The organism is Gordonia sp. 11cp, assembly GCF_057767225.1.
In genome coordinates, this window is sequence record NZ_CM173437.1 from 2226924 (window position 1) to 2248905 (window position 21982).

Sequence of the window (21982 nt, forward strand, 5' to 3'; positions counted from 1 at the left end):
TCCATTTCGGGTGGCAACGGGGTGTGCACTTCGACCGTACGTCGGTGGCGGACGGCGGAATCGGGCACTCCGGTGACGCTAGGTCAGCGAGTCGCCCGATGTGGCGGTTTCGTCAGGCCGAATACAGAGCCGCCGACTCAGCGCCAGCCGAGTGCCGGCGCGACGTGAGTCAGGATCGACTCGAGGACGTGCGCGTTGTAGTCCACGCCGAGCTGATTCGGCACGGTCAGCAGGAGGGTGTCGGCCGCGGCGATCGCCTCGTCCTCGCGCAGCTGCTCGATGAGCTTGTCCGGCTCGTCGGCGTAGCTCCGTCCGAATCGGGCGACGGTGTTGTCGATGACGCCGACCTGATCGGATTCGGAGCCACCGCGTCCGAAGTAGGCGCGGTCCCGGTCGTCGACGATGGCGAAGATGCTGCGGCTCACCGATACCCGCGGCTCCCGCGGATGTCCGGCGTCGGCCCAGGCCTTGCGGAACCGCTGGATCTGTTCGGCCTGCAACTGATGGAAGGGCACCCCGGTGTCTTCGGTCAGGAGCGTCGAGCTCATCAGGTTCATGCCCTGCTGTGCCGTCCACTCGGCGGTCGCCCGACTACCGGCGCCCCACCAGATGCGATCCCGGAGACCGGGTGACTGCGGCTCGATGGGCAGCAGGCCCGGGGGATTGGGGAACATCGGTCGCGGATTCGGGGTGGCGAAACCGCCGCCCCCGATGACCCGCAGGAACACCTCGGTGTGCTGGCGCGCCATGTCGGCGTCGGTCGAACCCTCCGGCGGGACGTACCCGAAGTACTTGTAGCCGTCGATGACCTGCTCGGGCGATCCCCGGCTGATGCCGAGCTGGAGCCTGCCCTCCGAGATCAGATCGGCGGACCCGGCGTCCTCGGCCATGTACAGCGGGTTCTCGTAGCGCATGTCGATGACCCCGGTGCCGATCTCGATCCGGCTGGTCTTGGCTCCCACTGCTGCCAGCAGCGGGAACGGCGAGGCGAGTTGCCGTGCGAAGTGGTGGACGCGGAAGTACGCGCCGTCGGCGCCGAGCTCTTCGGCGGCGACCGCCAGGTCGATCGACTGGAGCAGGGTGTCAGCGCCGGACCGCACCTGGGACCCGTGGGCGTCCGACCAGTGGCCGAACGACAGGAAACCGATGTTCTTCATGATCGGTAAATGATACTCGGGTCCGTTTTGTTCCGGCGGCGCTGTTTCCTTCCCGCCGATGAGATCCGATCAGCGGGAAGGAAACGGCGTGGCGGGAGTGTGAGCTCAGGGAGCCCAGGTGCCGGGGGCGGTCTCGTCCTCGGCAACCGGTGTCGAGGTGACCCGGTATGCGCGGTTGACCGCCGACACGACCGCGCGCAGGCTGGCGGTGGTGATCGACGACGCGACACCGACGCCCCACACGGTCTCGCCGTTGACCTCGGTCTCCACGTACGCCGCGGCGCTGGCATCGCCGCCCGCGGTCAGTGCGTGCTCGCTGTAGTCGAGGACCCGGACCTCGTAACCCACGTTGCTCAACGCGTCGACGAACGCCGCCAGCGGACCGTTGCCCGAACCGGAGATCTCACGCTCGGTGCCCTCGACCTTCACCACCGCGGTGATGTGGTCGTCGCCGCCGTCGACCTCGGCGGCGTCGACCTTCTGGCGAATCCGCTCCAGCGGCCAGATCGGATGGAGGTAGTTCTCCGCGAAGACATCCCACATCTCCTTCGGATTGACCTCGCCGCCCTCGCCGTCGGTGATCTTCTGGATCTCGCGACTGAACTCGATCTGCAGACGACGCGGCAGGTTCATGCCGTGGTCGGCCTTCATGATGTAGGCCACGCCGCCCTTGCCGGACTGGCTGTTCACCCGGATGACCGCTTCGTAGCTGCGGCCCACGTCCTTGGGATCGATCGGCAGATACGGTACGGCCCAAGTGATGTCGTCGACGTCGGCATCGGCGTTGTCCGCGTCGACCTTCATCTGGTCGAGGCCCTTGTTGATGGCGTCCTGATGGCTGCCCGAGAATGCCGTGTAGACCAGGTCGCCGCCGTAGGGGTGACGCTCGGGCACGTTGAGCTGGTTGCAGTACTCGACCGTGCGCCGGATCTCGTCGATGTCGGAGAAGCTGATCTGGGGGTCGACGCCGCGGCTGAACATGTTCATGCCCAGGGTCACCAGACAGACGTTGCCGGTGCGCTCGCCGTTGCCGAACAGGCATCCCTCGATCCGGTCGGCGCCCGCCTGATAGCCGAGTTCGGCTGCCGCGACGGCGGTTCCGCGGTCGTTGTGGGGATGCAGGCTCAGGATGACCGAATCGCGGCGGGCCAGGTTGCGGTGCATCCACTCGATCGAGTCGGCGTAGACGTTCGGGGTGGCCATCTCGACGGTGGCCGGCAGGTTGAGGATCATCGGCCGTTCGGGCGTGGGAGCGATGATCTCGGTGACCGCGTCGCACACCTCCTTGGCGAAGCTCAGCTCGGTGCCCGTGTAGGACTCCGGGGAGTACTCGTAGCGCCAGTTGGTGTCGGGGTAGTTCTGCTGGACCTCGAGGACCTTGTGCGCGGCGTCGGTGGCGATCTTGGTGATGGCCGCCTTGTCCGCGCGGAACACGACCCGACGCTGCAGGACCGATGTCGAGTTGTAGAAGTGCACGATGACGTTGGCCGCGCCGCGGCAGGCGTCGAAGGTGCGCTCGATCAGCTCGTCGCGGCACTGGGTCAGCACCTGGATCGTCACGTCGTCGGGGATGGCGCCGTCCTCGATGATCTCGCGGACGAAGTCGTAGTCGGTCTGACTGGCCGACGGGAAGCCGACCTCGATCTCCTTGTAGCCCATCCGGACCAGGAGGTCGAACATGCGGCGCTTGCGAGCCGGGCTCATCGGGTCGATCAGTGCCTGGTTACCGTCTCGCAGGTCGACCGCGCACCACATCGGGGCGGTGGTGATCACCTTGTCGGGCCAGGTGCGGTCGGGAACCGAGATCGTCTCGACCTCGTCGGCGAACTGGCGGTAACGGTGAACCGGCATCGCCGAACTGCGCTGCGGGTTCCATACGGGCTGTCCGGCGGGAATCGGGCCCGCGGGCTCGACGATTCGGCTCGCGCCGGATGTGAAGGTGTCTGCTGGTGCCATCGGTGGTCATTCTCCGTGTGTGGAAGGAAAGTGACCGGCGCGTGATCGGGCCCCGCGACGGAGGGCCGGTCGGTTCAGACCCCGCCGCGGCAACCGAGGAGGAGTGCGCGCTGCATGCGCTTGACTGTACTCCCCGGCGACGAAGCGGCCAAAGCTGCAGGTGAAGACGGAAAACGGCTCCCCCTCTTCGGAGGGTGCCGCCTCGTCCGACCACGTCCCAGACTATGACATGCCTCTCAGTCGGCAGCCGGAGTGACCCAATTCATCCAGGCGGCCGACAGGGGCGACCCGGAGGTCTCGCCGTCCGGGATACGTGCCGCCCACCCCGACGCGGCCGTCAGCAGAAAGGGACGAACGCCAGTGACGACCATCCCCGCCGAGCCCCCGGTGACCGATCCGCCGGAGGGCAAGCGTACGAGCCTTCGACGAGTGGCCGCCGCGAGTTCCATCGGTACGACCATCGAGTTCTACGACTTCTTCATCTACGGCACCGCCGCCGCCCTGGTCTTCCCGACGGTGTTCTTCCCATCCGCCGACGAGGTCACCGGGACGATCGCCTCCTTCGCGACCTTCGCCGTGGCCTTCTTCGCACGGCCGGTCGGCGCGATGCTCTTCGGGCATTTCGGCGACCGGATCGGCCGCAAGCGCACCCTGGTCTGGACCCTGTTGATCATGGGGCTGGCGACGGTCGCGATCGGGCTCCTGCCCGGGTACGAGACCGGCGTCTTCGGCTTCGCCGAGTCCGGTATCGGCATCGCCGCGCCGATCGCGCTGGTGTTCCTGCGGTTCCTGCAGGGCTTTGCCGTCGGCGGCGAGTGGGCGGGCGCGACACTCCTCACCGCCGAGTACGCCCCGGCCGGCAAGCGTGGGCTCTACGCGATGTTCCCGCAACTCGGCCCCGCCTTCGCCTTCTTCCTGTCGAGCCTCACGTTCCTCATCGCGAGCCTGACCCTCGGCGAGACCAGTTCGGCCTTCCTCGATTACGGCTGGCGTATCCCGTTCATCCTGTCCTTCGCGCTGGTCGCGGTCGGGCTGTGGGTCCGACTCGCGGTCGCGGAGACCCCGGTGTTCCGGGAGGCTCAGCAGCGCAAGGCGACCGGCGACGCCGCGGCCGACGGCCCCGCCCTGCCGTTCCTCGATGCCTTCCGCCACCAGTGGCGCGAGATCCTCATCGCCGGCGGCGCGCTGGCGAGCCTGTTCTCGCTGTTCTACATGGGCACGGCGTTCCTCACGAACTACGGCACGAAGTCGCTGGAGCTGTCCCGGACCTTCGTGCTGACCGCGGGCATGGGTGCGGCCGTGGTGTTCGGACTGTCGACCGCGGCGTCGGCGGTGTGGTCGGACCGGGTCGGTCGTCGACGCGTCATCCTCACCTCGTGCGCCGTCGCGATCCCGTGGTCGCTGGTGCTGTTCCCGATCCTCGAGATCGGCGGCGGTCTCGCGTTCGTCATCGGGCTCCTCGGCACGCTGCTCATCTTCGGCATCGCCTACGGACCCGCCGGTGCGCTCCTGCCCGAGCTGTTCGAGGCGCGGTACCGCTACACCGGTGCGGGGATGGGCTACAACCTGGCCGGCATCCTCGGCGGGGCGATCCCGCCGCTGATCGCCGCCCCGCTGATCGCCGGTCCCGGTGCGATCTGGGTCGGTGTCCTGCTCGCCGGTCTGTCGGCACTCAGCGTGGTGTGCACGATCATGATCGTCGAGACCAAGGACAAGACGATGCGCGCGTCGGCTACCGATGACGAGCAGGTGTTGGTGGCGTAACCGACTGTTCCACAACCCCACACAACTCCGCCCCGAGCCGGATGGCTCGGGGCGGAGTCGTGATGAGGCAGCGGCCGGACCCTTCGTGACGCGCCCTCCGCAAGCTCCGGGCGCTCCTCAGGGAGCGGTGGGTCTGCGGTCCCTTCGGATCAGACGAGCCGACGGCTCACGGGGTGTAACGCAACCAGTCGACGGTCATCGTCGCCGGGCTCGGGGTCGTCGACGACGGCGGGCCGGGCCAGAGGCCACCGACGGCGACGTTGAGCAGTGCGTACATCGGCTTGTCGAAGACCCATCGTTCATCGCCGGTGAGCGAGGACCGGTTGATCGTGTAGACGGCGTTGCCGTCGATGGTGAAGCGGATCTGCGACGACGTCTTGGTCACCGCGTACTCGTGGAAGTCGCCGGGGTCAACGCCGGTGAGATCGTGGCCCCGCTCCCAGCGGCCGGCGAGGGGGCCCGGCAGCGGGAGTCCGGGGAGGAGATCGGTCAGCGAGATGTCGAGGGACCCGGTGGCGGTTCCGAGGGCCGTCGGCCCGTGTACGCCCACGTGCACCCAGTCGGAGGTGTTGATCGTCTCCGCGATGTCGACTTCACCGGCCGCCGGATAACCGACGGAGTCGATGTCGCTCCCCAGCAACCAGAACGCCGGGTGCAGCCCGCGGCCTTGCGGCAGGGAGATGCGCGCGGAGATCGTCCCGTAGGTGAATTCGAAGCTGTCCTTGGTGGTCAGCCGGGCCGATGTCCAGCCGCCCGTCGAGGCGCGGCGAGCCTCGATGAGCAGGTTGCCGTTGCCGTCCAGGCGCGAGTTGAGACGGTCGGCGGTGTAGTTCTGCACCTCGTTGTTGCCCCAGCCGCCTGCGCCGGTCTCGTGTTGCAGTGCCGACGGCAACGTGCCGGCCGCGCCGTTGAACTCGAGGCTGAACGGCTCGTCGGCGTGGGCGGTGGCCGGCAGGGACAGTGCTGCCGCGGCCGACAGCGCCGTGACGGCGGCGACGGGAGCGACGTGCGATCCCAGCCGACGGAAGAATCCTCGTCGTGGAGGTGAGACAGTCATGGAGAAGAAGTACCACAAGTAACTTCTGCCTCATATGCCTCGTTCGTCACATTCCCCGGTCAAGCCTTCGGGGGTTCGGAAAACGCTGCACGTCCCCAGTGGCCGGCGAAGGCCACCTCGCCGAGCGGCAGCCGTGACCGGGGCTTCTCGTCGCGGGCACGGATCTCCTCGGGAAGCGACGTCGGGTCGGCGGCGAGTACGCCGATGCCGAGCAACACCAGCGGCCGCTTGTCCGCCGGGATGCCGAAGCTGTCGCGGGCGGCCACGGGGTCGAAACCGGCCATCGGGTGCGCGTTGAATCCGAGGGCCTCGGCCTGCAGGATCATCTGCGCCACCGCGAGCCCGCAGTCGACCGCCCCGTAGGTGTCGGCCTTCGCGTCGTCGGGATCATCGGTGGTGCAGACCAGGACGAGCGCCGCCGAGCGCGGCGCCCACCCCGAGTTTCCCCGGGTCAGGACGCCGCAGAGGGCTGCGAAGGTCGGGTCGTCGCGCAGGCCCACGATGAATCGCACCGGTTGTACCCGGCCCCAGGTGGGCGCCCAGCGTCCGGCGTCGACGATCGTGGTGATGTCCTCGACGGAGACGGTCGCCGACGGGTCGTAGCCGCGGGCACTCCAGCGCCCCGAGATCAGTTCGTGCATCCGCCCGAGGGTAGCGGTGTCGCGTGGTCCTACTCGGCGCGTGCCGACGTCGAGAGCTCGGAGTCGGGGAGCTCGGAGTCGGGGAGCCGGACGTCGGCGACCTCGGCCTGCGGATCGGTGGGCTCGTCACGCATCACGACGAGCAGGATGGCACCCAGGACGAGGAGTGCGAGACCGCTCGCGAGCGACGCGGCGTGCATACCGTCGACGAACGACTGTTTCGCGGCGGCGGCAAGACCCTCACCGGCGGGGCCCATGTCGGTCGAGCGGTGCAGCGTCTCGCCGAGGGTGTCGCCGAACGCCCAGCCCTGGTCGCCGTCCCGGAAGACGAGGGTGGCCAGCGATCCGAGCAGGGCCAGCCCCATCGCGGTACCGAGCTCGAAGCTCGTCTCCGAGATGCCGGACGCGGCACCCGACCGTTCCGGTGGCACCGAGCCGACGACCACGACCGACACGAGGCTGAACTGGATGCCGTAGCCGACGCCCGCGATCGTCGTGCACAGCACGTACACCCAGACCGGCGACGAGGTGCCGAGGGTCAGCATGCCGAGGTTGCCGGCGGCGGCGAGGCCGACGGAACCGACGAAGGCCAGCCGGGTGCCCAGGAACGAGGCGACCTTGGTCGCGCCGATGGAGAACACCGCCACCGCGACGGCCATCGGGAGGCCGGCGATCGCCGCGGCCAGGACGTCGTGGCCCATGACCGACTGGAGGTACACGCCGGTCAGGTACGACATGCCGCCGAGTGCCATCATCCCGATGAGTGCGACGGCGACCGCGCTGCTGAACTGCGCGTTCCGGAACAAGGTGAGATCGAGCAGCGGTGACGCGACTCGCCGCTGGTGGAGCAGGAACGTGATGAGCAGCGCGGCGCCCACCACCCCGGCGAGGACCACGGCTGTCGTGGCACCGTCGCTCGCCACCGTCTTGATCGCGTAGACGAGCGGGAGGATTCCGGCCATCGAGAGCACGACGCCGACGACGTCGAAGGGATCGTTGGTCGCGGCCCGGTACTCGGGGATCAGGCGCGGCCCGAAGACGAACAGCAGGACGAGTACCGGCACGTTGATGAGGAAGACGACGCCCCACCAGAAGTGGTGCAGCAGAACGCCTCCGATGACCGGGCCGACCGCGCTGCCGCCGGCGAACGCCGCGGTCCACACGCCGATCGCGCGACCGCGCTGACGGGCGTCGGAGAACATGTTGGCGATGAGCGACAGGCTCGACGGCAGCAGGGTCGCCCCGCCGATGCCCATCAGGGCACGCGCCGCGATCAGGATCCCGGCCGTGGGTGCGAAGGCGGCGATGACCGAGGCGACGCCGAACAGGCCGGCGCCGGCGAGCAGGATGCGACGACGGCCGATGCGGTCACCGACATTGCCCATCGTGATGAGGAGTCCGGCGATGAGGAACCCGTAGATGTCGAGAATCCACAACTGCTGGGCCGCGGACGGCGCGAGCGCGTCGGTGATCGACGGGATCGCGAGGTACAGCACCGAGACGTCCATCGAGACCAGGAACACCGGGAGGGTCAGCACGGCCAGTCCCAGCCACGTTCGTCGGTCGGCGGCACCCGGGGTGGTCGGGTGTAGCCGGTTCGACGGGTCGAGCTGGGCGGACATCATTGCCTCCTTCGCGGTAGACGACTGCTACCTACGCGTACGGTGTACGCGGATCAGCGTACGGGGATGGGTACGCTGTACGCAATCGCTTTATTCCCGCTCTGAGCAGGAGGAACCGCGCAGTGACGTCCGACACCTCGAAACTGTCGACCGCGACGATCGTGGACGCCGCGATCGCCGTCGCCGACGACGACGGAATCGGCTCGCTGTCGATGCGGCGGGTCGCCGAGAAACTGGGGGTCGGGGCGATGTCGCTGTATCGCCACGTCGCGGACAAGGACGCCCTGTTGCAGGCGATGTCGACCGAGGTGGGACGCCGGTTCCCGTATCCCGTGGACACCCAGCCCGGATGGCGCGCACGGGTGCAGGTCGCCGTCGACGTCGACTGGGAGCTCTACACCCGGCACCCATGGGTCGTCCTGGCCTACTCGTCGCCACGGCACAGCTACGGCGAGGATTCCTTGGCGTGCCTCGACTGGCTCGCGGCCGGGTTCCTGGAACTCGGTGTCGGCATCGAACGAGCCACCGACATGGCGCTGTCCGTCTGGAGTTTCGTCCACGGTGTCGCACTCGTCGCGGTGAGCGATCAACTGCTCCACGACGATTCGCTGCTGCCGTCCGCCGGGCTCGCGGAGGTGATCTCGGGCGAGTCCGAGGTCGAGGTCCCGTCGCACCTCGCTCGTCTGGCCGGCCGGCGCGACGCCGGCCGGCTCCTCGATCCCCGCGCGCGGCTCGACGCCGGAATCGATTATCTCTGTCTGGGATTCGCGGCGTCGGCGGTGTGAGGGGGAGGTCCCGCCCACACCGAGGGCGCCGTCGGTGTCAGCCCGCTGTTCGGCCACCGTCAATGACATAACACTGACCGATGATGTGAGTGGCCTCGTCGGACGCCAGGAAGAGCGCCAGGTTCGCGACCTCGTCCGCGGTACCCAGGCGCCCCTCGGGAGACCGGCTCTCGAGCCTCGCGACGACCTCGTCCGGGGCGCTGTCGAGGATCGGCGTGCGGATCGTGCCCGGCGCGATCGCGTTGACCCGAATACCCTGAGCCGCATACTCATAGCCGGCCTGCCGCGTCATCATCACCATCCCGCCCTTGGAGATGATGTAACCGCTCGAGCCCGGGGTCGCCCGGAAGCCGCCGGTGGAGGCGGTGTTCACGACCGACCCCCCGCCGCTGGCCAGCATCAGGCGGAGACCGGCCTGCAGCACGAGGAACGCACCGCGGAGATTCACGCTGTGGACCTTGTCGAAGACCTCGATCGGGTACTCGTGCAGCGGGGTGTTGGACGCTCCGCCGATACCCGCGTTGTTCACCAGGATGTCGAGGCCACCGAACCTGGACTGCGCCTCGGCCTCCAGCGCGGCAACGTCGCTGTCGATACTGACGTCGCATCGGAACGGGACGATGAACTCCGAGTCACGTGCGACAGCATCGACCCCCTCATTGACGTCGGCCGCGAGGACGGTGGCGCCTTCGGCGGCGAAGCGCAGCGCGATTGCCCGCCCGATCCCTGAACCGGCACCGGTGACGATTGCGGACTTCCCCAATAGACGGTTTGTCATTTCTCAACTCCTGATGATTGCGAACGACCTGTCGTCCGTTCGGCGATTTCTGTGACACCGACTGTCATGTCGTGCAATCATACATCTGATTGAAGAGCTGCCCAGGTCTCCGGCGCCGTCGGTCGACGACTCGAAACACGATCACATGGAGAAGGTGATGCGAATGAATGCCGAACTCGATCACAGAACCGGCGCGGCAGGCGCCGGTGTAGTCGACGAGCACTTCCTCGAACCACACGTCGAACTGCTGTCGCGCGCCGAGATCGAGGCCGAGCAGGAGCGGCGGGTATTGGATCTCGTCGATTACGCCTGGGCCAATTCCGGCTTCTACCGGGAGTTCTGGGGTGCCGCGGGAGTGACTCCCGCGGACATCACGTCGATCGCGGATTTCTCCGAGAAGATCCCGCTGATGACCAAGGACGACATCCGGGCGTACCGCGATCGGACGGGTGATTCCTTCGGCGGCCTCCTGTGTGTACCCCCGAGCGAATTGACGTCTGTGGTCACGAGTTCGGGCACATCCGGTGAACCGGAGCTGATGGCCGAGGTGTGGAGCGAGATCCCACCCATCCCCGCCGTGTGCCTTCGCGACATGTGGGAGTGGGGTCTGCGTCCGGGCGATCGCGTGATCGCCGCCGCGGGGACTTTCAAGAACTACTGGGACACGCTGTATTCCGCCATGGGTGTCGTACCGGTCTACGTCGACTCATGGATCGGCAACGCCGAACGCCTGCTGCAGATGATCCACAAGTACGAGGTGTCCTACGTCCAGCTGGTGATGCCACTGGTCCGCGAGCTGGAGTCGTTGGAACACGACTACGACATGCGGGAAATGCTGTCCAGCCTCAAGTTCGCGGCGTTCGCCGGACAACCGATGGGGGACGCTCTGCGCCGTAAGGTCACCGAGGACTGGGGCGTGCGCATCGCGATGTACACCAGCGCCGGTGATTGCGGGTTGGCCTGGGAGGGCACCGATCTCGACGGAATGTACCTGTGGGAGGACACCATCCTCCCCGAGGTCATCGATCCGATGTCCTTGCGCGCCGTCGACGACAACGAGATCGGTGAACTCGTCTGCACCGATTTCGACAATCGGGTGGCGCCCTACATCCGCTTCAGGTCCGGTGACCTCGTACGTCGCACGAGGTCGACGTCCCGTCTCGGGCGCAACCACTCGCGTATGTGGGTGATCGGACGGATGGGCGACCAGCTCGTGGTCGCGGGTAAACCCGTGGTGGTCGCCGAGATCTGGCGGATGCTGGAGGTGTTTCCGGAGACGAGTGACGCTCTGTTCCAGATCATCAAGCACGCGACGACGATGGATCGACTCCGCATCCGCGTCGGTTATGCGCCGGAGGTGACCGACGACCCGGGTGAGCTCGAATCCCGGATCGTGCACACACTCGAGTCGTCGCTCGGGGTCGGGACAGACCTGCACCTGATGACGACCGACGAGATCTTCACGTACTGCTCCAGCGTCGCAAAGTTCCCCAGGGTGGCCAAGAAATGACACGTTCATCGATGATCCAGGCGACGCACCTTATCGCGCGTGCCCCGATCCACGGCATCGTCGTGACCGAGATCGGCGGCGTCGACTTGGAGTACGAGATCAGTTGGGACGACTACGAGAGCGACTGCGCATGGGCGCGCACCGTCGTCGCCCGCGCCGGCATCGGATCGGGAGATCTCGTCCTCAGCATCACCCCGAACCACGAATTGCCGTGGACAGGGCCGTTCATCCGCGCATTCCGTGAGGTCGGTGCGACGTACGTCCCCGTCGAGCAACACGGCTGGGACGCGCCGCGGTTCACCTCGATGCTGAAAAGGCTGCCCATCACGGTGGTCTTCGGACTCCCGTCGGAGACGCTGGACGCGATCTCCGCCGATGCCGACACCGTTGCGCTGCTCGCGTCGAAGCCCCGTCTCATCTGGGCCCGTCCCGGCGCTCATCGGACCCTGCGACGCCAAGGGGTGGACTGCCACCCGATGTCACCGATCGGCCCGGCGATGGGCATCGGCCTTCCGGGCTCGGGTGACGCCATGTACGTCGACGGCTCTCAGTGGGAGGTCGCTGCGGGATCGCACGGGTTGGTGGTCTCGGGAACGGAGCGACGTTCCTCCCGGCTCACCGACATCGCGACCGGGCTCACCGGGGTGGTCGATCGCTCCGGGTCGGACATCCTCGTCACGTTGTGAGGATCGGCGCTGGTGCCGGCGGTAGCGTCGCCGTATGACAGAGCGCTCTCCAGGCACACCGACCACCAGCGTCACGGCGGGGTTGCGCGAACGCCGGACCGAGGCGATTCGCGTTGCGCTGACCGACACCGCGTTGAAACTGTTCGACAAGTCGTCGTTCGACGCCGTGTCGGTCGGGGACATCGCAACGGCCGCGGGCATGTCGGAACGCACCTTCTTCCGGTACTTCCAGTCGAAGGACGACGTCGTCCTGCAGTACGAGCGAGCGCTCGACGCCCGCCTCGTCGACGCGTTGGCCCACCGGCCTCCCGCCGAGCCGCCGCGGATCGCACTGATGAACGCGTACATCGAAACCGCCGACACACCACCTCGGCATCGGGACAAGGTGCGTCGGCGCGGACGCCTCCTGTCGGCGTCGCCCGGCCTACGGAGCCGCGCATTGGGAGAGCGGCAGTCGCGTGTCGACGCGATCACCGGTGTCCTGCAACAGCGATACGGCGACGAGATGGGACCCGACGAGGAGTGGGCACTGCGCATTCTCGCCGTCGCGATGTCCGCGGTGGCCACCGAAGCGTGGACCACCTGGGTCGAGGGCTCCGGTGCGAGCAACCCGGCCGACACGCTTCGGCGTGCATTCGCCATCGCCGGGTCTCGATGGGCCGAGGGCTGGGACGGTCCTGCGGAGGGGGACTCGTAGTCCGTAACCCGCTCCGGGACAGCAACAATCAATCGATCAGGGCCGCATCCAGTGGATTGCGGCCCTGAGTCGTTCCTGCCCGGACAGCCATTGACAGCCACTGACATATAGTTATATAAATCATCAAAGGCTGGCCAAGCGACGAGAAGGAGCGGACCGTGACCGTGCTGACCGAACTGGACGCAACTGCGTTGGACGACTGGATCGGTGACCGACTCCCCGGTTTCGGCCAGGAGCTCTCGGTGGAGCGGATGGCGCCGGGCACCGGGGTCGCCAACGAGTTGTTCTGGCTGAGACGTGGCACCGCCGTGTGGGTGCTTCGTCGCCCACCGGCCGTCACGAACACCCCGGGGGCATCGGACATGACCCGCGAGTGGTCGATCCTGACGGCGCTCGAGGGCTCAGACGTGCCGCACCCGACCCCGTTGTTGTTCGGCGATGCCGAGGGCTGTCCGATGTCCGTGCCGTTCCTCATCATGGGTGCGGTTGACGGCTTCACCCCCGTCGGGACGCTGCCGAGTCCCTACACCTCGCCCGCAGCACGTCGAGACCTGGCATTCGCGATGGTCGACGCCGCAGCGGATCTGGGGCGCATCGACTACGTCCACCGCGGTCTCGCCGATCTCGGGAGGCCCGCCGGCTTTCTCGAGCGACAGGTCTCCCGGTGGAGCCGACAGGTGGACAGCTACCGCACGCGGGACATCCCCGGTTACAGCGCACTCGCGGCCTGGCTGGACGACAACCGTCCGGCCGACAACGAGGCCGGACTGATGCACGGCGACTACAGCCCGTTCAACGTCATGGCATCGCCGCACGACACCACGCGACTCGCCGCTGTGATCGACTGGGACACCGGCACGATCGGTGATCCGCTGCTCGACATCGCCCACCTGCTGGCGCGCTGGACCGAACCCGGTGAGGAGCCGGCCATCGGCACCTGGGACATCGGTGACGGGGTGGCGGCGCTCCGTGAGGGCTTGCCCACTCGGCGTGAGATGGCAGAGCGGTACGCGCAGCGGTCCGGCCGAGACCTCGCCGAACTCCCGTTCTATCAGGCGCTGGCCCTGTTCAAGCTGGCGTCGATCCTCGAAGGTCGTGTCGGGCGCGCGGCGTCGCCGAGCCAAGCAGCCGAATGGTCCCGCATGGTGGATCGGCTCGTCGATTTCGGCCGGCAGTTCGCCTCGGGTGCACGCCGATGACGCCGGCGCCCGTACCGGGCTCATTCGATCTGACCGGTCGAGTCGCGGTCGTCACCGGAGGCAGTCGGGGGATCGGATTCGCGATCGCCGACGCCCTGTCACAGGCGGGTGCGTCCGTCGTGATCGCGAGCCGCAAGCTGGACGCGTGCGAACGCGCGGCGTCGACGATCCACACCGGCACCGGGAACCCCACCTCCGCAGTCGCCTGTCACGTCGGCCACTGGGACGATTGCCAGAACCTGCTGGACGCCGTGACATCGGAGTTCGGACGCTGCGACATCCTCGTCAACAACGCGGGGATGTCTCCGCGGTACGAGTCGCTCGTCTCGGTGACGGAGGAGTACTACGACAAGGTCGCCGCCGTGAATCTCAAGGGACCCTTCCGCCTCAGCGCTCTCTTCGGAGAGTTGATGGCCGCGAACGGGCGCGGGAGCATCATCAACGTCAGCACCATCGGTTCGCTTCGACCCGGTGCGGATGAGCTCGTATACGCCTGCGCGAAGGCCGGATTGAATGCCCTGACGGTCGGTCTCGCCGAGGCCTACGGACCGCATGTGCGTACGAACGCGATCCTTCCGGGCGGCGTGGCCACGGACATAGCCGCCAACTGGCCGCCGGGGATGCTGGACGAGGCGATCTCCGGGACGCCGCTGAACCGCATCGGGACGCCCGACGATTTCGCCGGCGCCGCAACCTGGTTGGCGAGCGATGCCTCAGCGTTCGTGACCGGCGCACTGATCCGGATCGACGGCGGACGGTATCGCCAGACCAGTTGAGGTCGGCACTCCGCACACCCACCCACCACCACGGAGCCACATCATGATCGACTTTTCCATTCCGGCCGAGACCACGGCTCTCCGAGCCCGGGTCGCCGAGTTCATCGACACCGAAGTCCTCCCCTACGAAGAACAGGTCGGACAGCGACCGTTCGCCGACATCGTCGCCGAGTTGCAGAAATCGGCTCGAGCCGCCGGTCTGTGGTGCCCGTTCATCCCGGTTGCCTGGGGCGGAATGGGGTTGGGGCACGTCGACAATGCCGTCATCCAACTGGAGATCGGCCGCACACCCCTCGCCGCGTGGGCGATGAACTGTATGGGACCGCAGGACGCGACGATGCTGACCCTGCTCGAGCTGGGCACGGAGGAGCAGAAGGAGAAGTACCTCCGCCCGCTCGTGAACGGTGAACTCCGCGTCTGCTTCGCGATGACCGAGAAGGCGGCCGGGGCGGACGCGACCGGGATGCAGACGCTCGCCGTCGAGGACGGGTCCGACTGGATCATCAACGGGGAGAAGTGGTTCGCCAGTGGTGCGAGCCGTTCGGACCTCGTCCTGCTGATGGCCAAGACGGATCCCGATGCCCCGCGGCACCGGCAGTTCACGACCTTCCTCGTCGAACTGCCCTGTGACGGGTTCGACATCGTGCGTGACGTGCCCACACTGCACGACAGAGTCGAACCGAGCTGGAACGGCGAATTCGTGACGGGCCATGCCGAGATCACCCTGACCGACGTGCGCGTCCCGTCCGGCAACATCCTCGGCGAACGCGGTGGCGGGTTCGCATCCGGCCAGCATCGTCTCGGGTACGGACGCATCCGGCACGGGATGTGGAGTATCGCGCGCGCCCAACAGGCCCTCGATCTCGCCACCGAGAGAGTGCTGTCCCGCAGCACATTCGGAAAGCCGCTCGGCGACCGTCAGGGTGTCCAGTGGATGCTCGCGGACTGCGCGCGCGACCTGTACATCGCGCGGTTGATGGTCCTCCACATCGCCTACTGCATGGAACACGGGATCGACATCTCGCAGGAGAATTCGATGGCCAAGAACTTCATCGCGGACATGCTGAGCAAGGTCGTCGACACCGCCCTGCAACTGCACGGGTCGTTGGGGTACACGATGGACACCCCTCTCGCCGCGTGGTACGCGGAAGCGCGCATGCAGCACCTGGTCGACGGGCCGGATGAAGTCCACCGTTGGCGAGTCGGCAAGAAGGTCCTCGCGGCGTTCGAAGAACACGGGACGACCGCGCCGGCCGCCGGCGGCAACTTGTTCTGACACCACACCATCCGTCCGCCCACACAGCCCTGATCGAGGAACCCGATGTCTTCTGGACGCGCTCCCATTCACCCCTCATCCAGCGCCGCAACGGATCTGACCGTCGAACAGATCTCGGCCCGCCTCGATCGGTTACCGCTGCGCGGTGTGAGCAGACGGATACTGCTCGTGATGGGGGCGGCCTTCTTCTTCGACCTCGCCGACCAGAGCATCCTCGGCATCGTGGCCCCGACGCTCCGCGCCCAACTGGGCTTCGAACTCGGCGACATCGCTGTCCTCGTGTCATGTACGTACGCAGGGTTGTTCCTCGGTGCGGTACTCGGCGGCCGCGCCGCAGACCGGTTCGGACGTATTCCCGTCATCATCGCGGCCCTGACGACTGCATCCGTGGGCTCGGGACTGCATGCCCTGACAGAGACCCTCGGTGTCTTCATGGCCCTGCGGGTGTTCGCCGCACTCGGAATGGGCGCACTTTTCGTGACGGCCCTGTCCTACGTCGTCGAGATCAGTCCGCTGCACCGCCGCGGGTCACGGACCGCGCTGACCTACTTCGCGGGAATGTGCGGATCGGCCGTCATCGCCACGTTGTCCCGCTTCATCATTCCCAGTGGGCCGGACGGGTGGCGTGTCTTCTTCGCGCTCGGCGTGTTCGGTGTGCTGGTCGTCCCGTTCCTGCGCGGGATTCCCGAGTCACCGCTGTGGCTCCACAGTCGGGGACGATTCGACGACGCCGAAGCGGCGCTGACACGACTCGAGCGTGGCACTGCGAAGCTGGAACCACTCCCGCCGGTCGAGACCACCGAGTCCAACGCGTCCGTCCAGGTCCAGGACGAGAACAGTTCGGGACGATGGCAGGACTTGTTCCGCGGCAGCCTGTTGCGGACGACCATCCTGCTGTGCCTCATCTGGATCGTGTACGCGTCGATCACGCAGACCTTCAGCAGTTGGCTGCCGACGATCCTCCAACTCCGGGGCTTCAGTGGTGAGTCGCTGCTGACGATCAACGCGATCGCGATCTACGGCTCGCCCCTGGGATGTCTGCTCGCGTTCTTGATCGCGGATCGCGTCTCTCGCCGAGTCCTGATGGTGGGCACCGCCATCGGGGCGGCTGTCTGCACCGCGATCTACGGCGCCGTGCCCGTGGCCGGCATCATCGCGGGTGCCGCATTCGGACACTTCGTCATGATCGCCTGGTTCGCTCCGCTTCTCGCGGCGCTCATGGCGGAGAGCTTCCCGAGCAGCCTGCGATCAACCGGCAGTGGGCTGGCCTTCGGCGCCGGGCGTATGAGCAACATCGTGGTCCCCTTCACGTTGTCGGCCGCGCTGACCGCGCTCGGCCCCTCGTTCGTCGGGTGGTACATGACGCTCGGCTGGCTGGTCGTCGCGGCGGCAGTGGCGGTGCTGATGTCGAGTCGCGCCGGCGCAACGCAGACTCTCGGTCGCGAATCCGAGCGGTAGGGACCGGACCGGCGGATCTCCGAACCACCGTCACCCGGCAGATGCGCCGGTGTCACATGGCATGCGGGAAGACCGTCAGCATGTGCGCGCCGAACCACGAGCTACCCACCACGATGGGCACGACGACGAGGCCCGCGGCAGCCGGTCGCATCCGGGCGAGCGCCATCGCCAGTGGGATCAGCAAGACGAACGCGGGTAGGAGCAGTCGCGGCCGGCTCATCATCAGCCCGCTCGACAGCACGATCTGCGCGACGAGCAGCGAACCGTACAGCAGGACCGGCCACGGCATCCGAGACCACACCGCGACGCCCAGCATCACCAGCGTGCTCAGGACGATCCACGATGTGGCCACCGGTGCGATCTCCGCCGAATGCACGAGCATCTCGTTGACGAAGCGGAACGCGGCCGCGCCCCAGTCGAATTGGGTGTCCCAACCGTCGGTCTGGATCCGGAACCACCCGGTCGGTGATCCGGTGTGCGCCCACACCACACTCAGGTAGGCGAGGTAGCCGAGTGGGCTGATCACGATGGCGACGATCGCGCGGACCCGCACCCCTCTCGGCACGGCGGTCCCGCGTGCCTGCCACAGGAACACCACGGCCGCGAGCATCACGACCCCGATCAGGACCGCTGCCGTCGGCCGGCACAGCCCGCAGATCGCCGCCACGGCGCCGGCGAGGAGCCAGCGTTTCTCCAGCACCCCGACCAGCGCCCACACTGCGAGCGCACAGAACAGGGCCTCGGTGTAGGCCATGTTCAGCACGATCGACATCGGCGTCGCCGCGAAGAGCGCCACCAGGAACAAACCGGTTCCGCGCTCGGGCGCCGGGCCGATCGGTGACCGGCGCGCCATGAGCCGCGCGCACACCATGCCCAGCCGTGCCGCGCCGACCGCGGCCACGCACCCGAGGACCAGGTTCACCGTGACCGCGGCACCGAAGGGGCTCAGGCCCGGCAACTTCGCGATCAGACCGACCAGATACGGGTAGCCCGGAAAGAACGCGTACGCGGTGTCGGCCGTGTGCAGACCCCGTGCGTCCGTCAGGGCGTAGGGCACGCCGTCGTAGCCGTGGGTCGCGATCGCGATCATCCACTGTCCGTCCCACACCGCCAGGGAATCGCCCAGCGTGGTGCCCCGGAGGTCGGCGAACCGGGCCAGGACCAGGATGCCGACGGCCCGGATGACGAGGAAGACGACCAGTGCGTCGAGCCACCAGCGATAGCTACGGAGTCCGGCGGGCGACGAGCTCAGCGGACCGAAGAACGCGGTGGTCGCCGCCCTCAGCCGACGACCCGTCCCGGCGGACACGCCTCCGGCTGTCGCCACGTCGTCGTCGGTGCGGCGTCCGGTCCGACCATCGGCGCCGCCTCCGGTATCGCCGACGTCGGTAGGGGAGGCCACGCGAGAGATCCTAGAGCGGATCGGATCGCCGCGGCCCGGACGGGGCAGACAGAGACCAGGTCAGGGCATCCTCAGACTCCCCGGTAAGGTTGTCCCGGCAAGTTGACGTCTATCGACCGGCACTCTGGCCGGCGGGAGGTAACTCGACGTGGCCCTCGTGGTGCAGAAGTACGGCGGATCCTCGGTCGCAACGGCCGAACGCATCCGTCGCGTCGCCGAGCGCATCGTCGAGACCAAGAAGCAGGGCAACGACGTCGTCGTGGTCGTGTCGGCGATGGGCGACACCACCGACGAACTGCTCGACCTCGCCCAGCAGGTCAATCCGGCGCCACCGGCCCGCGAGATGGACATGCTGCTGACCTCCGGTGAGCGCATCTCGAACTCACTGGTGGCCATGGCGATCAGCTCGATGGGCGCGCAGGCGCAGTCGTTCACCGGTTCCCAGGCCGGTGTGATCACGACGAGCAGCCATGGCAAGGCCAAGATCATCGACGTCACGCCCGGACGTGTCCGCAGCGCCCTCGACGAGGGCAAGATCGTGCTGGTCGCCGGCTTCCAGGGCGTCTCGCAGGACACCAAGGACGTCACGACGCTGGGCCGTGGTGGCTCCGACACCACCGCGGTCGCGCTCGCGGCGGCGCTCGAGGCCGACGTCTGCGAGATCTACACCGACGTCGACGGCGTCTACTCGGCGGACCCGCGCATCGTGCCCGACGCCCGGCGCCTCGACACCGTCAGTTTCGAGGAGATGCTCGAACTGGCCGCCTGTGGTGCCAAGGTGCTGATGCTGCGCTGCGTCGAATACGCCCGCCGCTACAACGTTCCCGTTCACGTGCGCTCGTCGTACTCGACCAAACCCGGCACCGTGGTGACCGGATCGATGGAGGACATCCCCGTGGAAGAAGCCATTCTCACCGGCGTCGCACATGACCGCAGCGAGGCCAAGATCACCGTCGTCGGACTCGACGACAAGCCCGGTTACGCGGCGCGGGTGTTCCGCGCCGTCGCCGACGCCGAGATCAACATCGACATGGTGCTCCAGAACGTCTCGAAGGTCGACACCGGCAAGACCGACATCACCTTCACCCTCCCGCGCGAGCTCGGACCGCTCGGGGTGGAGAAGCTCACCAAGCTCCAGGAGGAGATCGGCTTCACCGACCTGCTCTACGACGATCACATCGGCAAGGTGTCGCTCGTCGGCGCGGGTATGAAGTCGCACCCGGGCGTCACGGCCACTTTCTGTGAGGCCCTGAGCGAGGCCGGCGTCAACATCGAGCTGATCTCCACCTCGGAGATCCGCATCTCGGTGCTGTGCCGCGACACCGAACTCGACGACGCGGTGCGCGCGCTGCACGCCGCCTTCGATCTCGGCGGCGAAGAAGAAGCCGTCGTCTACGCCGGAACGGGGCGATGAGGATGGGTGTACGTATCGGAGTCGTGGGTGCGACCGGTCAGGTCGGCGCCGTCATGCGAACGCTGTTGGCGGAGCGCAACTTCCCCGCCGACGAGGTGCGGTTCTTCGCATCGTCGCGCTCGGCGGGCAAGAAGCTGCCCTGGGGCGACGGCGAGATCGTCGTCGAGGACGCCTCGACGGCGGACCCGTCCGGGCTCGACATCGCCCTCTTCTCCGCGGGCGCCACGATGTCGCGCGAGCAGGCCCCCCGTTTCGCCGAGGCGGGCGTGACCGTCATCGACAACTCCTCGGCGTGGCGTAAGGACCCCGATGTGCCACTGGTGGTCTCGGAGGTCAACGGCGAGCTGGCGAAGAACCCGCCGAAGGGCATCATCGCCAACCCGAACTGCACCACCATGGCCGCCATGCCGGTGCTCAAGCCGCTGCACGACGAGGCCGGCCTGCAGCGCCTCATCGTCTCCAGCTACCAGGCGGTCTCGGGCAGCGGGCTCGCGGGCGTGGAGGAACTCGCCGGCCAGGTGCGGGCGGTCGCCGACGATGCCGAGAAGCTCGTCCACGACGGTTCGGCAGTGGACTTCCCCGCTCCGAACAAGTACGTCGCCCCGATCGCGTTCAACGTCATCGCGCTCGCCGGGTCGCTCGTCGACGACGGGTCGGGCGAGACCGACGAGGATCAGAAGCTGCGCAACGAGTCGCGCAAGATCCTCGGTCTCCCCGAGTTGCTCGTCAGCGGAACCTGCGTGCGCGTGCCGGTCTTCACGGGTCACTCCCTGTCGATCAACGCCGAGTTCGCGAACCCGCTGTCGGTGGCCCGGGCACAGGAGATCCTCTCTGCGGCAGCCGGTGTGGAGCTCACCGACGTGCCGACACCGCTCGCCGCAGCGGGCCGGGATGCCTCGCTGGTCGGCCGGATCCGGCAGGACCCGGGTGTTCCCGAGGGGCGCGGCCTCGCGCTGTTCGTCTCGGGGGACAACCTCCGAAAGGGCGCGGCCCTCAACACGATCCAGATCGCCGAACTGCTCGTCTAGAGGAGCTCAGCCGGGTGGCGGACCGTTCTCCTCGGAGACGGCCGCCGCGGCCTCGGTGATGATCGCTCGCATCGACGCCTCCGCGACCTCCGGGTCGCGGAGGCGTATTGCTCTGGCCACGTCGTCGTGCAGCGCGATGGCGGCCGGGTTGGGGGTCGCCGGCATCATCCCGTGATGGGTGCGTCCGGCCAGGATCTCGTTCACCACACCGGTGAGTGAGCGGAACATCTCGTTGCCGCTCGCCTCGAGCAGCGTTCGGTGGAAGACCTTGTCGGCCAACAGGTACGACTCCAGGTCACCGTCGCGTCCGTGTACCGACATGTCCGACACCGCCGCCGCGAGAATGCGGCAATGATGTTCGTCGGCCCGCTCGGCCGCCAGTGCCGCCGCCACCGGTTCGAAGCCTCGCCGCAACTCTGACAGAGTCGCCAGGAACTCGGCGCGGTCGGCGCCGTCGAGGCGCCACCGGATCAGCCGGGGGTCGAACACGCTCCAGCGGGCCCGCGGCTGGATGGTGATGCCGACGCGACGTCTGGACTCGACGAGCCCCATCGACTCGAGAACCCGGATCACCTCGCGTGACACCGTCCGGGAGACGCCGTGTTCGGCGCTGATGGACTCGAGGGTCAGTACGCTCCCGGCCGGCTGTGCTCCCGAGACGATGCGTCTACCGATGGCGGCGAGGATCCCATCGTGACGCTCGCCCGCGTTCCGTGTGCCCTGACTCACTGTTTCATCTTCTCATTCGTCGAGGTCTTGCTGAATCTGCGTACTTA

19 protein-coding genes are annotated in these 21982 nt (G+C 67.5%); 11 read left to right on the forward strand and 8 right to left on the reverse strand.

Features of this window, described 5'->3' with window-relative positions; genetic code table 11:
* Positions 1–137: 137 nt before the first annotated feature.
* Both AC3B6C_RS09840 and leuA read right to left on the reverse strand, forming a co-directional pair.
* Positions 138–1157 carry an LLM class flavin-dependent oxidoreductase gene (locus AC3B6C_RS09840; protein WP_488375867.1) on the reverse strand — a complete coding sequence of 340 codons (1020 nt, stop codon included), beginning with the start codon at positions 1155–1157 and terminating at the stop codon, positions 138–140.
* 105 nt (positions 1158–1262) lie between these two features.
* Entirely contained in the window at positions 1263–3113 is a 1851-nt protein-coding gene (gene leuA / locus AC3B6C_RS09845) for a 2-isopropylmalate synthase (protein ID WP_035718024.1), read from the reverse strand.
* Between the two features lie 360 nt (positions 3114–3473).
* Here leuA and AC3B6C_RS09850 point away from each other — a divergent pair, with 360 nt between their 5' ends.
* Entirely contained in the window at positions 3474–4877 is a 1404-nt protein-coding gene (locus tag AC3B6C_RS09850; protein ID WP_488375868.1) for an MFS transporter, read from the forward strand.
* A gap of 166 nt (positions 4878–5043) precedes the next feature.
* Here the strand turns inward: AC3B6C_RS09850 and AC3B6C_RS09855 are convergent, their stop codons facing one another.
* From AC3B6C_RS09855 to AC3B6C_RS09865, 3 genes are read right to left on the reverse strand one after another with little or no spacing between them, the layout of a single operon-like run.
* The gene (locus AC3B6C_RS09855; RefSeq protein WP_488375869.1) at positions 5044–5934 is read right to left on the reverse strand and encodes a glycoside hydrolase family 16 protein; all 891 of its coding nucleotides are present in this window, start codon (positions 5932–5934) and stop codon (positions 5044–5046) included.
* A gap of 59 nt (positions 5935–5993) precedes the next feature.
* Positions 5994–6575 (reverse strand): nitroreductase family protein, encoded by a 582-nt coding sequence (locus AC3B6C_RS09860; RefSeq protein ID WP_488375870.1) that lies wholly within the window; start codon positions 6573–6575, stop codon positions 5994–5996.
* A 29-nt stretch (positions 6576–6604) separates the two neighbouring features.
* Positions 6605–8197, reverse strand: coding sequence for an MFS transporter (locus AC3B6C_RS09865; RefSeq protein ID WP_488376245.1), 1593 nt, complete (start codon positions 8195–8197; stop codon positions 6605–6607).
* Between the two features lie 122 nt (positions 8198–8319).
* Here AC3B6C_RS09865 and AC3B6C_RS09870 point away from each other — a divergent pair, with 122 nt between their 5' ends.
* Entirely contained in the window at positions 8320–8982 is a 663-nt protein-coding gene (locus AC3B6C_RS09870) for a TetR/AcrR family transcriptional regulator (protein WP_488375871.1), read from the forward strand.
* A 37-nt stretch (positions 8983–9019) separates the two neighbouring features.
* On the opposite strand, the gene AC3B6C_RS09875 is transcribed toward AC3B6C_RS09870, so the two are convergent.
* Positions 9020–9760, reverse strand: a complete 741-nt coding sequence (locus AC3B6C_RS09875) for an SDR family NAD(P)-dependent oxidoreductase (RefSeq protein WP_488375872.1) — start codon at positions 9758–9760, stop codon at positions 9020–9022.
* Positions 9761–9923: 163 nt separating this feature from the next.
* Between AC3B6C_RS09875 and AC3B6C_RS09880 the strand changes: the two genes are divergently transcribed.
* The 7 genes from AC3B6C_RS09880 (at position 9924) to AC3B6C_RS09910 (ending at position 17362) form a co-directional block, all read left to right on the forward strand.
* Entirely contained in the window at positions 9924–11270 is a 1347-nt protein-coding gene (locus AC3B6C_RS09880; RefSeq protein WP_488375874.1) for a phenylacetate--CoA ligase family protein, read from the forward strand.
* A complete protein-coding gene (locus tag AC3B6C_RS09885) occupies positions 11267–11956 on the forward strand; it encodes a type 1 periplasmic-binding domain-containing protein (protein ID WP_488375875.1) in 690 nt (229 codons plus the stop codon). Before AC3B6C_RS09880 ends, AC3B6C_RS09885 begins: the two co-directional genes overlap by 4 nt.
* A gap of 34 nt (positions 11957–11990) precedes the next feature.
* Complete coding sequence (locus tag AC3B6C_RS09890; RefSeq protein ID WP_488375876.1) at positions 11991–12653, forward strand: TetR family transcriptional regulator; 663 nt, start codon at positions 11991–11993, stop codon at positions 12651–12653.
* Positions 12654–12811: 158 nt separating this feature from the next.
* Positions 12812–13852: a phosphotransferase family protein gene (locus AC3B6C_RS09895; protein ID WP_488375877.1), complete on the forward strand. Its 1041-nt coding sequence runs from the start codon at positions 12812–12814 to the stop codon at positions 13850–13852.
* Entirely contained in the window at positions 13849–14628 is a 780-nt protein-coding gene (locus AC3B6C_RS09900) for an SDR family NAD(P)-dependent oxidoreductase (protein WP_488375878.1), read from the forward strand. The genes AC3B6C_RS09895 and AC3B6C_RS09900 overlap by 4 nt, the downstream gene beginning before the upstream one ends.
* A 43-nt stretch (positions 14629–14671) precedes the next feature.
* Complete coding sequence (locus AC3B6C_RS09905) at positions 14672–15904, forward strand: acyl-CoA dehydrogenase family protein (RefSeq protein WP_488375879.1); 1233 nt, start codon at positions 14672–14674, stop codon at positions 15902–15904.
* 45 nt (positions 15905–15949) lie between these two features.
* Positions 15950–17362 carry an MFS transporter gene (locus AC3B6C_RS09910; protein ID WP_488375880.1) on the forward strand — a complete coding sequence of 471 codons (1413 nt, stop codon included), beginning with the start codon at positions 15950–15952 and terminating at the stop codon, positions 17360–17362.
* A gap of 52 nt (positions 17363–17414) precedes the next feature.
* Here the strand turns inward: AC3B6C_RS09910 and AC3B6C_RS09915 are convergent, their stop codons facing one another.
* Entirely contained in the window at positions 17415–18764 is a 1350-nt protein-coding gene (locus AC3B6C_RS09915) for a hypothetical protein (protein WP_488375881.1), read from the reverse strand.
* A gap of 148 nt (positions 18765–18912) precedes the next feature.
* Here AC3B6C_RS09915 and AC3B6C_RS09920 point away from each other — a divergent pair, with 148 nt between their 5' ends.
* Both AC3B6C_RS09920 and AC3B6C_RS09925 read left to right on the forward strand, forming a co-directional pair.
* Entirely contained in the window at positions 18913–20178 is a 1266-nt protein-coding gene (locus AC3B6C_RS09920; RefSeq protein ID WP_010844103.1) for an aspartate kinase, read from the forward strand.
* Positions 20179–20180: 2 nt separating this feature from the next.
* On the forward strand, positions 20181–21206 hold the full coding sequence (locus tag AC3B6C_RS09925; RefSeq protein WP_010844104.1) for an aspartate-semialdehyde dehydrogenase: 1026 nt from the start codon (positions 20181–20183) through the stop codon (positions 21204–21206).
* Between the two features lie 6 nt (positions 21207–21212).
* Here the strand turns inward: AC3B6C_RS09925 and AC3B6C_RS09930 are convergent, their stop codons facing one another.
* Positions 21213–21935 (reverse strand): FadR/GntR family transcriptional regulator, encoded by a 723-nt coding sequence (locus AC3B6C_RS09930; RefSeq protein WP_488375882.1) that lies wholly within the window; start codon positions 21933–21935, stop codon positions 21213–21215.
* Positions 21936–21982 lie beyond the last annotated feature (47 nt).

Coding starts and splice junctions, on each gene's coding strand:
- AC3B6C_RS09840 (WP_488375867.1), bottom strand. CDS start 1,157: ATGAAGAACATCGGTTTCCTGTCGTTCGGCCACTGGTCGGACGCCCAC.
- AC3B6C_RS09860 (WP_488375870.1), bottom strand. CDS start 6,575: ATGCACGAACTGATCTCGGGGCGCTGGAGTGCCCGCGGCTACGACCCG.
- AC3B6C_RS09910 (WP_488375880.1), top strand. CDS start 15,950: ATGTCTTCTGGACGCGCTCCCATTCACCCCTCATCCAGCGCCGCAACG.
- AC3B6C_RS09905 (WP_488375879.1), top strand. CDS start 14,672: ATGATCGACTTTTCCATTCCGGCCGAGACCACGGCTCTCCGAGCCCGG.
- AC3B6C_RS09865 (WP_488376245.1), bottom strand. CDS start 8,197: ATGTCCGCCCAGCTCGACCCGTCGAACCGGCTACACCCGACCACCCCG.
- leuA (WP_035718024.1), bottom strand. CDS start 3,113: ATGGCACCAGCAGACACCTTCACATCCGGCGCGAGCCGAATCGTCGAG.
- AC3B6C_RS09890 (WP_488375876.1), top strand. CDS start 11,991: ATGACAGAGCGCTCTCCAGGCACACCGACCACCAGCGTCACGGCGGGG.
- AC3B6C_RS09855 (WP_488375869.1), bottom strand. CDS start 5,934: ATGACTGTCTCACCTCCACGACGAGGATTCTTCCGTCGGCTGGGATCG.
- AC3B6C_RS09900 (WP_488375878.1), top strand. CDS start 13,849: ATGACGCCGGCGCCCGTACCGGGCTCATTCGATCTGACCGGTCGAGTC.
- AC3B6C_RS09885 (WP_488375875.1), top strand. CDS start 11,267: ATGACACGTTCATCGATGATCCAGGCGACGCACCTTATCGCGCGTGCC.
- AC3B6C_RS09880 (WP_488375874.1), top strand. CDS start 9,924: ATGAATGCCGAACTCGATCACAGAACCGGCGCGGCAGGCGCCGGTGTA.
- AC3B6C_RS09925 (WP_010844104.1), top strand. CDS start 20,181: ATGGGTGTACGTATCGGAGTCGTGGGTGCGACCGGTCAGGTCGGCGCC.
- AC3B6C_RS09875 (WP_488375872.1), bottom strand. CDS start 9,760: ATGACAAACCGTCTATTGGGGAAGTCCGCAATCGTCACCGGTGCCGGT.